Annotated in this window: 11 protein-coding genes and 1 pseudogene; 7 read left to right on the forward strand and 5 right to left on the reverse strand. The window is 70.9% G+C overall.

Annotated elements, in window-relative coordinates; genetic code table 11:
- Nucleotides 1-188: 188 nt before the first annotated feature.
- On the reverse strand, nt 189-350 hold the full coding sequence (locus tag J4573_RS21990) for a hypothetical protein (RefSeq protein WP_208257687.1): 162 nt from the start codon (nt 348-350) through the stop codon (nt 189-191).
- Nucleotides 351-767: 417 nt separating this feature from the next.
- On the opposite strand from J4573_RS21990, the gene J4573_RS21995 reads away from it, so the two are divergent.
- Complete coding sequence (locus J4573_RS21995; RefSeq protein ID WP_208257688.1) at nt 768-2957, forward strand: S8 family peptidase; 2190 nt, start codon at nt 768-770, stop codon at nt 2955-2957.
- A 224-nt stretch (nt 2958-3181) separates the two neighbouring features.
- Nucleotides 3182-5068 (forward strand): elongation factor G, encoded by a 1887-nt coding sequence (locus J4573_RS22000; protein ID WP_208257689.1) that lies wholly within the window; start codon nt 3182-3184, stop codon nt 5066-5068.
- Here J4573_RS22000 and J4573_RS22005 read toward each other — a convergent pair.
- Nucleotides 5062-5409 (reverse strand): ester cyclase, encoded by a 348-nt coding sequence (locus J4573_RS22005; protein WP_208257690.1) that lies wholly within the window; start codon nt 5407-5409, stop codon nt 5062-5064. The two genes, J4573_RS22000 and J4573_RS22005, sit on opposite strands and share 7 nt — an antisense overlap.
- Nucleotides 5410-5500: 91 nt before the next feature.
- Here J4573_RS22005 and J4573_RS22010 point away from each other — a divergent pair, with 91 nt between their 5' ends.
- Nucleotides 5501-6082, forward strand: coding sequence for a TetR/AcrR family transcriptional regulator (locus tag J4573_RS22010; protein ID WP_208257691.1), 582 nt, complete (start codon nt 5501-5503; stop codon nt 6080-6082).
- A 1-nt stretch (nt 6083) separates the two neighbouring features.
- Here J4573_RS22010 and J4573_RS55440 read toward each other — a convergent pair.
- From J4573_RS55440 to kdd, 3 genes and pseudogenes are all read right to left on the reverse strand, one after another.
- A pseudogene (locus J4573_RS55440) lies at nt 6084-6326 on the reverse strand (CAP domain-containing protein); the annotation flags it as partial.
- Nucleotides 6327-6477: 151 nt separating this feature from the next.
- A complete protein-coding gene (locus J4573_RS22020) occupies nt 6478-7809 on the reverse strand; it encodes a DUF2252 domain-containing protein (RefSeq protein ID WP_208257692.1) in 1332 nt (443 codons plus the stop codon).
- Nucleotides 7810-7875: 66 nt separating this feature from the next.
- Complete coding sequence (gene kdd / locus J4573_RS22025; protein WP_208257693.1) at nt 7876-8982, reverse strand: L-erythro-3,5-diaminohexanoate dehydrogenase; 1107 nt, start codon at nt 8980-8982, stop codon at nt 7876-7878.
- A 116-nt stretch (nt 8983-9098) separates the two neighbouring features.
- On the opposite strand from kdd, the gene J4573_RS22030 reads away from it, so the two are divergent.
- The 4 genes from J4573_RS22030 to J4573_RS22045 all read left to right on the forward strand — a co-directional run bounded on the left by J4573_RS22030 (nt 9099) and on the right by J4573_RS22045 (nt 14187).
- Nucleotides 9099-10487: a KamA family radical SAM protein gene (locus J4573_RS22030; RefSeq protein WP_208257694.1), complete on the forward strand. Its 1389-nt coding sequence runs from the start codon at nt 9099-9101 to the stop codon at nt 10485-10487.
- A gap of 24 nt (nt 10488-10511) precedes the next feature.
- A complete protein-coding gene (locus J4573_RS22035) occupies nt 10512-11687 on the forward strand; it encodes a cytochrome P450 (protein WP_208257695.1) in 1176 nt (391 codons plus the stop codon).
- 89 nt (nt 11688-11776) lie between these two features.
- Nucleotides 11777-12859, forward strand: coding sequence for a DUF3616 domain-containing protein (locus J4573_RS22040; protein ID WP_208257696.1), 1083 nt, complete (start codon nt 11777-11779; stop codon nt 12857-12859).
- Between the two features lie 101 nt (nt 12860-12960).
- On the forward strand, nt 12961-14187 hold the full coding sequence (locus tag J4573_RS22045) for an acyl-CoA dehydrogenase family protein (protein WP_208257697.1): 1227 nt from the start codon (nt 12961-12963) through the stop codon (nt 14185-14187).
- Nucleotides 14188-14211 lie beyond the last annotated feature (24 nt).

Consider the following 14211-nt stretch of genomic DNA (forward strand, 5'->3'; position numbering starts at 1 on the left):
GGGGGGGCGGGGGCGCCGCCCCCGCGCCCCCGCCGCACCGTCTCCGGGTCGAGATCGAGTTTCCGCTGCGGCGCCATTGCCGCCTCCCCTCGAACAATCATCCACATTGATGCGTCTCTTACGGGAGATCCTCCGGTAAACACCCCTTGTTCCGCAAGAACCTCTGGTAACGGAGATCGCGTCGCCGGTCAGCCGTACTTCCAGAAGTACATCAGCCCGATCGCCACCTGGTCGTGCCGGGTCTCCAGCCGGTCCCCGGGCATGGCGACCACGATGCACCCCGCCGACAGCACGATGAAGGCGTAATAGGCCCACTCGATCGCGACGGTGTAGCTGACCTCGGGCAGCACGCCGGTTACCGAGTTCAGCCAGCTGAAACAGCCGTTCGCCGGGGTCTTCGGTGATGTGCGCGAACCAGGTCCAGGCGCGCTCGTAGTCGGTCTCCTCGGCGAGCGCGGCGGCCAGCAGCTCGCGGGCGCGGGCGGTGTCCCCGTCCCGGTGGGCGGCGATGGCGCGGTGGGTCAGCGCGGCGGCGCTCTTCCCCCGTTCCGGCACCCGACCGTCCCCCCGAACAGTGATCGACGACTCAGGGCGTACCCGGTCGGCGACGGCAGGTAACGGCCGGTACCGAACGGGACGAGTCATACGACCGGACAGCAGGTGACATGGCGGCTTCTGCCAGACATCGAACCGGGATCGGTCAACGTATTGATCCGGTTTGGGGGCAACGGTACGTTTTCGGCCAAATCGATCTTGAAGGAGACCGGATGCCGATAGCCAAGCTCCAGCGGACAGTGCGGTTCGCGGCGCCAACGTCGACGTTCCTGGTGGCGCTCTGCGTGGTGGTGCACCCGGCGGTCGCGCAGACCTCCGGCCCCGCGCCGATCACGACCTACCCGGGCGACCCCGGCCGCGCCGGGGACCCCGCCAGCTGGCGCACCCCCGAGTTCAACCGCGACTCCGGCCTGGTCACGATCGGCGCCGAGTACGCCTACGCCCGGGGCCTCGCCGGCGGCGGCATGAACATCGGCATCGTCGACTCGGGCTACTACACCGGGCACGTGCGCGAGCACGGCAGCCTGGCCACCGGTTACAAGGTCCCCGACCGGTTCCACTCGGTGACCGCCAGCGGCGGCACGACCGGCCCGACGCCCGGCGACTTCGACCCCGCGTTCAACGACAGCCACGGCACCCACGTCAGCGGCACCGTGGCCGCCAGCCGCGACGGCGTCGGCGAGACCACCCCCGACGGTCCCGACGCCAACATGCACGGCGTCGCGTTCAACGCCGACGCCTACATCGGCAACACCCACAAGACCGATGGCGTGCTCTACGGCCTGGTGCCCGAGGGCGCGCCCGAGACCCAGCGGCTCGACAACGGCTACCTGTCCAACGTCTACAAGGCCGTCGCCAAGGCCAAAACGGCCGACGGCAAGCCGATCAGGCTGATCACCACCAGCTGGGGCAGCCCGTCCGCCCTCGAGAACTTCAACACCCTCGAGCCGCCCCCCGGCAGCCCCGCCACGTTCGGGCTGAACGCGGCCTGGCGCTACCTGTCCACCCCCGACGGGGTCGCCGACGCCAACGGCAACACCGAGCACTGGCTGAACGGCGCCATGCGGGTCGCCAAGCGCGGGACCGTCCTGCAGTTCACCGCGGGCAACGCGGGCGTCGCCAACCCCACGGCGCGGGCCGCCACCACGTACTACCGACCGGACCTGGAGCCGACCTTCTACACCACCTCCGGCGTCAACCCCAACATCGGCCGCACGTTCAACGCCGACGGCTCGGTGCTGGTCCCCGGCCAGCAGGAGTTCAACCAGTGCGGCGTGGCCAAGTGGTCCTGCGTCACCGCGCCCAGCCGCCTGATCAACAGCACCTGGGTGGAGGTCGTCGACGGCAAGCCCGTCGCCCGCTACCGGGCCGCCTCCGGCACCTCGATGGCCGGCCCGCACTCGGCGGCCGCCCTGTCGCTGATCATGCAGCGGTTCCCGTACATGACCAACACCCAGGCCATGCAGACCATGTTCACCACCGGCCGCCAGAACAGCACGATCAACGACGCGTCCGGCACCGCCGTTCCCAACCCCAACGCCGGCAAGATCGTGCAGGTGCCCGACTCCCGCAACGGCTGGGGAACGGTCAGCCTGCGCGAGGCCGTGCAGGGCCCGGGCCAGCTGATCGGGCGGTTCGACGTCAACACCCACGGCCGCAGCGACGTGTGGTCCAACGACATCTCCGACGCCGCCGTCCAGGCCCGCAAGGGCGAGGACGCCGCCGAGGCCGCCGCCTGGAAGCAGACCAAGGCCGACCGCGGCTGGACCCACGGCCTGCCCGCGGGCGCCAGCGACAAGGACAAGTTCGACTACGCCGTCGGCACCCGCCGCGAGCAGGCCCGCAACACCCGCGTCTACGAGGGCGGCCTCAGCAAGGACGGCCGCGGCACCCTCCTGCTCACCGGCGACAACACCTGGCACGGCACCAGCACCGTCCGCGACGGCAAGCTGTCGGTCGCCGGAACGCACGCCACCTCCATCCAGGTGAAGGGCGGAACCCTCGGCGGCAACGGCACCGTGGGCGACAGCGTCGACGTCGCCGACGGCACCCTCAGCCCCGGCGTCACCTCCGACGAGGCCAAGCTCGCCCGTCTGTCCACCGGCGGCGTCCTGAGCGTCGCCCGCGACGTCACCATCGGCCGCAAGGGCGAGCTCGCCGCGACCGTCTCCGGCACCACCGCCACCGGCGTCAAGGCCGGCGGCGACATCGTCCTGCGCGGCAGCCTCGACCTGGACGTGCAGGGCCCGGTGACCAAGGGCACCACGCTCACGCTCATGAGCGGCCGCTCCATCAGCGGCACGTTCCGCGGCCTGCACGAAGGGGCCACGGTCCGCTCGCAGGGCCACCTGTTCAAGGTGTCCTACAAGAACAACGCGGTCACCCTGACCGTCCTCCGCTAGGTCATCAGCACGAAGGGGCGCCGGGCGGATGTGGCCCGCCCGGCGCCCCTTCGCATGCCCCTGGGTGTGCGGCCGCCGAAAATGGTTTGAGCCCGCCGCCCCACCGGTGGTCTCCTGCTCACGTACGAGCGGTGTCCACCAAGCAGCGGAGGCGAAATGCGCCAGGTCCTCGGAATCTCACAGGAATCCCTTCCCAACGAGAACTCTCGAGGACACCTCCGCACATGCCCACGCTCAACCTCGGCATCCTGGCGCACGTTGACGCAGGCAAGACCAGCCTGACCGAACGCCTCCTCTTCGACACCGGCACGATCGCGCGGCTCGGCAGCGTCGACACCGGTGACACCCAGACCGACCGCGGCGAGCTGGAACGCGCCCGCGGCATCACGATCAGGTCCGCCGTCGCCTCGTTCCGGCTCGGCGACCTGCGCGTCAACCTGATCGACACCCCGGGCCACGCCGACTTCGCCGCCGAGGTGGAACGCGCCCTCGGCGTGCTCGACGGCGCCGTCCTGGTGCTGTCGGCGATCGAGATGGTGCAGGCCCGCACCCGGGTCCTGATGCGGGCCCTGCACGCCCTGGCGCTGCCGACCCTGATCTTCGTCAACAAGACCGACCGGCCCGGCGCCGACCCGGACGCGGTCCTCGCCGCGATCAGCCGCCGCCTGCCCGCGCGGCCCGTTCCCCTCAACCGGCTCCGCTCAGGACACCTCGTCTCCTGCGAGCCGTCACCGGAGATCCTCGCCGACGGCGACGACGCCCTGCTCGCCGACTACATCGACGGCCGCGAGACCCCGCCCCAGACCCTGTGGGCGTCCCTCCGCAGGCAGACGGCGGCCGGCGCCGTTCAACCGCTCTACTTCGGCTCGGCGATGACCGGCGGCGGCGTCCCCGACCTCCTGAACGGGATCGGCACGCTCCTTCCCCCGGCCGCCGCTGGTGACGGCGAGACGCGCGGCAGCGTCTTCGCCGTCGAACGCACCAGGTCCGGCGAGCGGGTCGCCTACCTGCGCCTGTTCTCCGGCGAGCTGCGACTCCGCGAGGACGTCACGTTCGCCACCGGCCACGGCGGCCGCATCACCGGCCTAGAGGTCATCGGCGCCCCCGGCAGCACGCTGACCGCCGGGGACATCGCCCGCGTCCGAGGCCTCTCGCAGGCCCGGGTCGGCGACCGGATCGGCCCGCCCGTCCGCGACGTACCGCCGTTCCCGCCGCCCTCCCTGGAGACGATCGTGCGCACCCGGCGCCCCGCCGACGCGGGACGGCTACGCGCCGCGCTGCTCGACCTCGCCGACGAGGACCCGCTGATCCGCGCCCGCCCCGCCCCGTCCGGCGCGACGTCGGTGCTGCTGTACGGGGAGGTCCACAAGGAGGTCATCGCCGCGCGCCTGCTCACCGAAGCCGGGATCGAGGCGGTCTTCGAGGAGACCCGGACCCTCTACACCGAGCGTCCCGCGGGCATCGGCGAGGCCGCGGAGGACATGAACTGGCGCCGCCGCATGCCCGACTTCTGGGCGACCATCGGCCTGCGCGTCGAACCCGCGCCCCACGGCAGCGGCAACACCTTCCGCCGCGACACCGAACAGGGCGCGCTCCCCCACGCGTTCGACCGCGCGATCGAGGAGACCGTTCACGACACCCTCGAACAGGGCCTGCACGGCTGGCCCGTCACCGACTGCGCCGTCGTCCTGACCCACTCCGGATTCGCCGGGCCGATCAGCACCGCCGCCGACTTCCGCGGCCTCACTCCCCTGATCCTCATGGAGGCCCTAACCCAGGCGGGCGCGCGCGTCTACGAGCCCACCAGCACCTTCGAGGCGGAAAGCCCCGCCGACACTCTCAGCGCAGTCCTCTCGGCCCTCGCCGCCTTGGGCGCCACGCTCGAGCCCTCCCCCGGCCCCGACGGCTGGACGATCAAGGGTGAGATCCCCGCCGCCCGTGCCCGCGAGGCCGAGACCGCGCTGCCCGCGCTCACCCGCGGTGAGGGCACCTGGTGGTCCGGCCCGTCCGGTGAACGCCCCGTGACCGGAACACCGCCGACGCGTCCCCGTACCGGCGCCGACCCCCGCAACCGCCCCGCCTACCTGCGCCACCTGGCCCGCGGTCAGTGACGCGGGTCCGGCCCCTCCGTGATCCCCCACATCTCGGCGAACCGGCCGTCGTCGATGCGGAAGATCTCGAGCAGCATCCCCGGAGCCGCCGTCCCCTCCACCGACGAGCGAACCGCCACCTTGTCGCCGTCCACCAGGATGTCCTCGGCCACGACCCGCATGTCGGGGAACCGGGTGGTGAGCGTGCGCCAGGCGGTCTTGCCCGCCTCGAACCCGGTCGCGCCGAGCGGATGGCTGAAGAAATCGGGAGTGTGCAGGTCGGCGGCCTGGTCGAACTGCCGGGAGTTGAAGCACTCCTGCATCCGCAGCACCAGGCCCTCGGCTTCCTCACGTGTGGTCATCAACGCTCTCCTCTCTCATCAGCTTAACCGGGGCCTCGCCCCGCTTCATTTCGAAGCATACGGGGCGACGCCCCGGTTAAGCTAGGGCGCGATGACCAGAGAACCGACCGGGGACCGAACATTGCGGGCCGACGCACGCCGCAACCGCGACCGGGTGCTGCGGACCGCCCAGCAGGTGTTCGCGGCCGAGGGCCTCGGCATCTCCCTCGACGAGATCGCCCGCCGCGCCGGCGTCGGGCCCGGCACCGTTCACCGGCACTTCCCCACCAAGGAGGCGCTCTACCTCGCCGTCTCGATCGACCAGATCAAACGCCTGGTGACCCAAGCCGAGGCCCTCGCCAAGACCAACGACCCCGAGGCCCTCTTCACCCTCCTGTCGCTGATGATGGCTTCAGGCGCGGAGAACGCCACGGTCAAGAGCGCCCTCGCCGCCACCGAGTTCGACCTGCGCATCGCCGCCCCCGACGTCGCCGCCGACCTCACCCGTCACGTGGCAGGCCTCCTCGACCGCGCCCACACCGTAGGCGCCGTCCGAGCCGACCTCAGCGTCGGCGAGGTCATGGCACTGGTAGCCGGCGCGTTCGCCGCGATCCGCCACGCCGGAGCCGAGACCAGCCCCGACCGATCCGCGCACATCTCTCAGCTCATCCTCGACGGCCTGCGCCCCCGATGAGTCAGGCGCGCAGAACGTTGTCGGCGAACTCGCCCTCCATGTTCCCCGGCGGCTCGAACACGAAGACGATGTAGGTCTCGTAGAAGTCGGCCCCCTGCCCCGACACACGGCCGATGCCGACCTTGGTGCCGCCCTTCCAGACGAGCTGGGTGAAGTGGCCGGCCTTCGCGCTGAACCCAGGGCTGCCGAAGTCGTAGTCGGCGATCTCGTCGTACCAGGACTTGACCGCGTCCGACCCCGGCCGCGGCTGCTGCCCCGACGAGCCGCCGCCTCATCCACTGGCCCCAGGAACGAGATGTGACGCCCCACCGGACCGAACCCGGTCAGCCCACTCGACCAGAGCCCGAAACAGCCCAAGGCGCCGGGCGGGCGGGGGCCGCCCGGCGGGGTGGGGGTTAGAGGCCTGGGATGTCGCCGTTGCGGAAGGCGTCGACGAAGAGGCGGTGGTCGTCGCGGACGACGGCGGCGTATTCCATGCCGAACTCGACCATGGCCTCGACGAACTGCTTGTCGTCGGTGCCGATGACGGAGTTGATGGCGTCCTCGACCTGGAAGCCGACCAGGGAGTGATCGGAGTCGCTGTCGGAGACCGAGTGGATCTTGGCGGTGGCGCGGCCGAGGTCGTCGAGGAGGGAGACCATCTCGTCGGGCTCGGTGAGGCCCGACCAGTCCAGGTCCTCCTCGTAGGGAGACAGCTCCTGCACGACGTAGCCGACGCCGTCGATCTCGGTGTGGCCGAGCCAGGGGTCGGTGTTGGCCTGCAGGGCGCGGCGGGACACCGCGGTGCGGTGGCCGTGGTGCTGGAAGTAGTCGCGGATGCGGGGGTCGGGCACGACCCGGCTGGGGGCGGCGACGTTGCCCTGCTTCATCGACAGGACGACGTCGTTCTCCAGGGCCTGGCTGTTGCCCTCCACCAGGATGTTGTAGGCGGAGAGCCCCGCGGAGCCGATGCCGAAGCCGGAGGCGCCGACGATGTCCTTCACCTCGTAGGTGATGGGACGCAGGCGCTTGTCGGCCGGGATGGTCGCCAGGTAGGCCAGGTAGGCCTCCTCGACCCTGGCGCGTTCGGCGTCGTCCAGGCGGCGCACCCCGGCGCGGGCCTTGAAGCGGCGCTGGTGCTGGTCGACCTCGGTCATCTCGTCGAGGAGTGTGATGCGGGTGTTGGCGATCGCGGCGGCCAGGACGTCGTGGACGTGGCCGTCGGAATTGTCGAGGGTGAGCGCGAACTTCTCGTCGCCGGTGTGGGTGGCGAACGTGCGGACCTGGTCGACGTAGGCGTGCACGTAGGTCTCGATGAGGCGGCGGATGTCGGCGTCGGAGATCGCCTTGCTCCAGGCCAGCAGGGCCAGGCTCGCCACCAGGCGCTTGACGTCCCAGGTGAAGTGGCCGACGTAGGCCTCGTCGAAGTCGTTGACGTCGAAGACGAACACGCCGTCGTCGTTCATGTACGTGCCGAAGTTCTGGGCGTGCAGATCGCCCTGGATCCAGACGCGGCCGGTGCGCTCGTCGGCCCAGGGGTCGTCGTCGTCCTTGACGTCGGCGTAGAACAGGCAGGCGCTCCCCCGGTAGAACGCGAACGGGTCGGAGGCCATCTTGCGGAAGCGGCGGCGGAACTCGGCGGGGCTGCGCTCCATCAGGTCGGAGAAGGCGTCGACCAGTACCTCGACGATCTGGTTCTGCCGCTCCTTGGGGTCCCGTTCGCGCAGGGACCGGGTGATGCTCGCCATCGTTCTCCTCGATGATCCGGGGGGCGCCCCGCCGATACCGGGGCCATCGAGGTCATTGTTCCGAATTCACCCCTCGCGGGCTGTGAACAACGCGCGAACCGCCGGTTCCGACCGCAGCAGATCCAACGCCAGCTCAACGTGCCCGGGTACGTAGCCGTTCCCGATCAGCATCGTGACGTCGGCGGCCAGCCCCTCGGCGCCGAGCGCGGCGGCCGAGAACGAGGTGGCCATCGAGAAGAAGATCACCGTGCCGCCGGGCGCGGTCGCCAGGATCGCGCCGTGCTCACAGCCGGGCACGTCCACGCAGACCACGGTCACGTCGGCGGGCTCGCCGAGCGCCTCGGCGACCGCGACCGGGTCGCGGGCGTCGGCCAGCACGACGGCGTCGGCGAGGCCGGTGGCGGCCAGCCGGTCGCGTTCGGCCTCGTTCGGGACCAGGCCGATGGTCCGGGCGGCCCCGGCGCGGCGGGCCGCCGCCAGTGACAGCGACCCGCTCTTGCCGGCTCCGCCCAGCACCGCGACCACGGGTCCGCCAGGCGCAGTGCCTTCCGAGGGGGGACGACCCCCCACACCCCCCGGACTGGCTCCGCCAGGCCCCTGAAACTGGCGGACGACGCGGTGGGTGAGGGCTGGGGCGCCGCAGACGTCCATGACCGACAGCGCCAGCGGCACCGGCAGGTCGCCGGGCAGGACGGCGGCGATGGAACGGGCGAACAGGATCGCGTGCCCGTCGGTGGGGATCTGCTCGGAACGCCCGTCCCAGGCGGCCAGGCCGTCGGTGATCGCCAGCGGGGTCAGGGTGAGCGAGACCAGGGTCGCGACCCTGTCGCCGGGCTTCAGGCCGAGCGGCGACTCGGGGCCCGCCTCCTCGACGGTGCCGACGAGCATGCCGCCTGAGCCGGTGACCGGGTTGTGCATCTTGCCGCGCGCGCCGATGATCTCGGCGACCTCGCGGCGGATCGCGCCCGGATCGCCGCCGTGCGCGGTGTGCAGCTGCCGGTACGAGGCGGCGTCGAGGTTCAGCCGCTCGACCCGGACGCGCACCTCGTCGGGCCGGATCCGCGGATCGGTGTCGAGCCGCCGCGCGGCCTGCGGCAGCACCCCCGCCGGCTCCAGAACCCTGTGCAGCCCGACCGGGGAGCCCTGCGGGCCCTCAGAACGCCGTTCAGTCATACCTTGTCCCGAAAGATGTTTTGGTCACCACTGGTTATCGTGAAAGTCTTCCCGTAACGTCGGCCATATACAAGACTTTTACGCGATCACTGTAGCGGCAAGAGGAGGGGTCAACGATGACCACTGCCCTGCACCCAGAGTCCGGCACGACCGGTTCCGCCCAGGTCACCGGCCCCCAGCCGTACGTCTACCGGCACAAGCCTCTGGTGGAGCCCGACTGGCGCCGTTTCCCCGGCTGGCGCGACGTCACCGCCGCCGAATGGGAGTCTGCCCAGTGGCAGCGCTCCCACTGCGTGAAGAACCTGCGGCAGCTCCGCAAGGTCATGGGCGACCTGCTGAGCGAGGCGTTCTACGCCGACCTCGAACGTGACCAGGCCGAGCGGGCGACGATGTCGATGCTGATCCCGCCGCAGATGGTCAACACCATGAACGTGGACTCCACCGAGGCGTTCTACGCCGACCCGGTGCGCCGCTACATGCTCCCGGTCTTCAGTGACCGCCGCGCCGACTGGTCCTCGCACCCGATGGCCTCACGCGACTCCCTGCACGAGGCGGAGATGTGGGCGGTGGAGGGACTCACCCACCGCTACCCGACCAAGGTGCTGGCCGAGCTGCTGCCCACCTGCCCGCAGTACTGCGGGCACTGCACCCGCATGGACCTGGTGGGGACCTCCACCCCCGCCGTCGACAAGCACAAGTTCACCATCAAGGCCCCCGACCGGCACGAGGCGATGCTGGACTACCTGCGCCGCACCCCCGGCGTACGGGACGTGGTGGTCTCCGGTGGCGACGTGGCCAACCTGCCCTGGCCGCGGCTGGAGTCGTTCGTCGACCAGCTCCTGGACATCGACAACATCCGCGACATCCGCCTGGCCACCAAGGCGCTCATGGGCCTGCCCCAGCACTGGCTGCAGGACGAGGTCCGCGCCGGGATGGAACGCCTGGCGACCAAGGCCAACCGGCGCGGCGCCCAGATCGCCATCCACACCCACGTCAACGCCGCCCAGTCGGTCACCCCGCTGGTCGCCAAGGCCGCCAAGGCCATGCTCGACACCGGCATCCGCGACGTGCGCAACCAGGGCGTGCTGCTGAACGGCGTCAACACCAGCCCCGAGCAGCTGCTGGACCTGTCGTTCGCCCTGCTGGACGAGGCCGGGATCCTGCCCTACTACCTCTACATGTGCGACATGATCCCCTTCAGCGAGCACTGGCGGGTGCCGGTCTGGGAGGCCCAGGAGCTGCAGCACGCGATCATGGGCTACCTGCCCGGGTTCGCCACCCCGCGGATCGTGTGCGACGTCCCCTACGTCGGCAAGCGCTGGGTGCACCAGCTCGCCGACTACGACCGCGAGCGCGGCATCTCCTACTGGACCAAGAACTACCGGACCGGGCTGGAGCTGGCCGCCCCCGACGCCCTCACCCGCCGGTACGAGTACTACGACCCGATCCACACCCTGCCCGAGCAGGGGCAGGCCTGGTGGGAGGACCGCGCCGGCGCCGCATGACCTGCGGGCGCATAGTGTGCGTGGGTGGCAACTGATCTCACCCGGCGCTTCCCCATCGGCGCCTCGGCGACGGCGCGCGAGCTGGAGGCCGACCCGCATCCGCTGCTGGCGCGGCTGCGGGCGGCCGAGCCGGTCTCGTGGCTGCCTGCGTTCGACGGCTGGCTCGTCACCTCACGCGACCTCGCGCTGAAGGTGATGCGCGACTCGGCGACCTTCACCGTCGACGACCCGCGCTTTTCCACCGCGCAGGTCGTCGGGCCGAGCATGCTGTCGCTGGACGGCAGGATCCACACCCGCCACCGCGAGCCGTTCGCGCGCCCGTTCCGGCCCGCGCAGACCCGTGAACGCTTCACCGCGTTCGTCCAGGACGAGGTCGACCGCCTGGTCGGCGGCCTCTCCCCCGCCGGGCGCGCCGAGCTGCGCGGCGAGCTGGCAGGGCCGCTGGCGGTCGCCGTGGTGGCCGAGGCGCTCGGCCTGCCGGGCGTCGACGTGGCGACGGTGCGGTCCTGGTACGACCAGTTCGTCATCGCGGTGTCGGAGATCACCGCCGGGCGCCCCGGGCGCGCCGACGAGGCCTACGCCCGCCTGAACGAGGCGGTCCGCGCCGCGATCACCGGACCAGAGTCCGCGTCGCTGCTGGCCGTCGCCGCCCACCAGGAGGAGGGCCTGACCGCGGGCGAGGTGGTCTCCAACGCCGCGGTGCTGATGTTCGGTGGCATCGACACCACCGAGGGCATGATCGTCAACGCCGTTCAGCAGCTGCTGGCCCATCCCGGCCAGCTGGACCTCGTCCTGGCCGACCGGGCGCTGATGCTCCCCGCGATCGAGGAGTCGCTGCGGCTCGAGCCGTCGGCCTCGGTCGTCGACCGCTACGCCACCGCCGACATCGACCTCGGCGGCGCTCCGGTGCGCAAGGGCGATCTCGTCCGGGTGTCGATCGCGGGCGCCAACCGCGACCCCGCGGCCTTCCCCGACCCCGACCGCTTCGATGTCCACCGCGACAACGCCGCAGATCACCTGGCCTTTGCGCACGGGCCACACTTCTGTTTCGGCGCGCACCTGGCCCGCCTGGAGACGCGCACCGCGCTCGCCGCGCTCCTGGAGGGTATGCCGGGACTGCGGCTCGATCCGCAGCGTCCCGCCGCAGCTCGCGGGCTGGTGTTCCGCAAGCCGCCGGAGCTGCACGTGCTCTGGGGCTGATCCGCGGGGCCGATCGGCCTCGCGGCTTTACATTGTAGATCAAAAACTGGCCGGTCATTTCACCCCGCTTTCTGTGGGAATATCGGCCAATGCCAATCGTGGAACGCCGGGTGGAGCTGCGCTTCGGGCTCGAGAGCCGTGAAGCCGAGACGCACACCAACCTCTCCGCCGTCCGGCAGGACGGCACGTGCCTGTGGGTCGCGGGCGACGAGACCGCCACCATCGAGCGGCTGACCGCGACCACCGACGCCGCCGGTCACGTCGCCACCTACGGCGACCACCGCACGGTCGCCCTCGCCGACCTCGTCGAGCTGCCCGCCGGCCCCGAGGAGGAGGCCGACATCGAGGGCCTCGCGCGCACCAACGGCTGGCTGTGGGCGATCGGCTCGCACAGCCTCAAGCGCAAGAAGGTCAAGGACGGGCAGTCCGACTCCAAGGCGCGCAAGCGGCTGGCCAGCGTCGTCCGCGAGGAGAACCGCTTCATCCTCGCCCGCCTCCCCCTGATCACCGGCGCGGACGGGCTGCCCGAGGTCGTACGCGAGGACGGCGAGCGCACCTCGGCCGTGCTCGGCGGGAACGGCGACTCGATCACCGACCTGCTGACCGACGACCCGCACCTGGCGATGTTCCTGCCGATCCCCAGCAAGGACAACGGCATCGACATCGAGGGCATCGCCGCCCACGAGGACCGCCTCTACATCGGGCTGCGCGGCCCGGTGCTGCGCGGCTGGGCGGTGCTGATCGAGATCCGCCCCGAGACCCACCCGCGCGACCCGCACCGGCTCCGCCTCCAGCCCATCGGCGAGGACGGCGAGCTCTACCGGACGCACTTCCTGGACCTGGGCGGCCTCGGCATCCGCGACCTGTGCCCGCACGGCGACGACCTGCTGATCCTCACCGGCCCGACCATGGACCTGGACGGGCCCGTGCGCGTGGTTCGGTGGCGCGACGCGGCCCGGGTCGAGGCGCCCGACGTCGTCGGCGCCGCCGAGCTGGAGCTGCTGGGCGAGCTGCCGTTCGGCGACGGTGACGACCACGCCGAGGGCATCGCCGTCCTCGACGAGCCGGACGCCGCCGGGGTCAAGCTGCTGGTCGTCTACGACAGCCCGAGCCCCGAACGCCTCACCAAGGACGGCGGCATCCTCGCCGACGTGATCTCGTTCGAGAAGTAAGGCGCCGCCGACCCGGGCGGCCACCCGAATAAGTGCTCGCTTTCGGCCTCTGCTTGGATGGGCATGCATCTGAGCAGAGGCGCTGAACGATTGGGGCGAGCATGATCGAGTGGACCGACGAAGACCTGATGATCCGGGACGCGGTGCGCGGCTGGATCGAGGCCGAGGTCCGGCCGAACCTGGACGCCCTGGACGCGGGCGAGCTGCCGCCCTACGACCTCATCCGCGGGCTCTTCAAGACCTTCGGCATGGACGAGATGGCACGGTCCTCGTTCGCGTCCCGGATCGAGAAGGAGAAGGCGGGCGCCGGCTCCACGAGCGGCGCCAAGGGCGAGGACGGCGAGGAGCGCGGTCCTGGCGGCAACGCGGCCATGAACATGCTCCCGATCATCGAACTGTGCAAGGTCTCCCCCGGCCTGGTCACCGCGATGGGCGTGAGCCTGGGCCTCGCCGCCGGAACGATCATGAAGCGCGGCACGGTCGAGCAGAAGGAACGCTGGGGCCTGGACCTGCTCACCATGGACAAGGTCGGCGCGTGGGCCATCACCGAGCCCAACTCCGGCTCCGACGCGTTCGGCGGCATGCAGGCCACCGCGCGCAAGGTCGGCGACGAGTACGTCATCAACGGCAGCAAGACCTTCATCACCAACGGCCCCTACGCCGACACGATCGTCTTCTACTGCAAGCTCGACGACGGCAAGGACCCGCGCGACCGCGAGATCCTCACGTTCGTGCTGGACCGAGGCATGCCGGGCCTGGAGCAGAGCAAGCCGCTGCGCAAGATGGGCCTGCACTCCTCCCCCACCGGCGAGCTGTTCCTGAGCGACGTGCGCGCGGGCACCGACCGCCTGCTGTCGGGCGGGTCGGGCGGCGGCAAGGAGTCGGCCAAGCAGAACTTCGTCACCGAGCGCGCGGGCGTCGCGGCGATGTCCCTCGGCGTCATCGAGGAGTGCATGAAGCTGTCGGTCGAGTACGCCAAGACGCGCGTGCTGTGGGACAAGCCGATCGGCGACTACCAGCTCATCCAGCTGAAGCTGGCCAAGATGGAGGTCGCCCGCATCAACGTGCAGAACCTGGTGTTCCGCCACATCGAGATGCAGAAGAACGGCCGCACCCCGACGCTGGCCGAGGCGTCGGCGATGAAGCTGTACGCCGCGCAGGCCGCCAGCGAGGTCGCGATGGAGGCCGTGCAGCTGTTCGGCGGCAACGGCTACATGAGCGAGTACCGCGTCGAGCAGCTCGCCCGCGACGCCAAGTCGTTCCAGATCTACGCCGGCACCGACGAGATCCAGGTGACCCACATCGCGCGGGACCTCCTGTCACGGTGACCACTTTCTGAGACGATGTGGTGA

Origin of the sequence: Actinomadura barringtoniae, assembly GCF_017573505.1 — a bacterium.
GTDB classification, from domain to species: Bacteria; Actinomycetota; Actinomycetes; order Streptosporangiales; family Streptosporangiaceae; genus Spirillospora; species Spirillospora barringtoniae.

Excerpts from the sequence above, each read along its gene's own strand:
- J4573_RS22005 (WP_208257690.1), bottom strand. The coding sequence starts at position 5,409 with ATGACCACACGTGAGGAAGCCGAGGGCCTGGTGCTGCGGATGCAGGAG.
- J4573_RS22040 (WP_208257696.1), top strand. The coding sequence starts at position 11,777 with ATGCCAATCGTGGAACGCCGGGTGGAGCTGCGCTTCGGGCTCGAGAGC.
- J4573_RS22020 (WP_208257692.1), bottom strand. The coding sequence starts at position 7,809 with ATGGCGAGCATCACCCGGTCCCTGCGCGAACGGGACCCCAAGGAGCGG.
- J4573_RS22000 (WP_208257689.1), top strand. The coding sequence starts at position 3,182 with ATGCCCACGCTCAACCTCGGCATCCTGGCGCACGTTGACGCAGGCAAG.
- kdd (WP_208257693.1), bottom strand. The coding sequence starts at position 8,982 with ATGACTGAACGGCGTTCTGAGGGCCCGCAGGGCTCCCCGGTCGGGCTG.
- J4573_RS21995 (WP_208257688.1), top strand. The coding sequence starts at position 768 with ATGCCGATAGCCAAGCTCCAGCGGACAGTGCGGTTCGCGGCGCCAACG.
- J4573_RS22010 (WP_208257691.1), top strand. The coding sequence starts at position 5,501 with ATGACCAGAGAACCGACCGGGGACCGAACATTGCGGGCCGACGCACGC.
- J4573_RS22045 (WP_208257697.1), top strand. The coding sequence starts at position 12,961 with ATGATCGAGTGGACCGACGAAGACCTGATGATCCGGGACGCGGTGCGC.
- J4573_RS22030 (WP_208257694.1), top strand. The coding sequence starts at position 9,099 with ATGACCACTGCCCTGCACCCAGAGTCCGGCACGACCGGTTCCGCCCAG.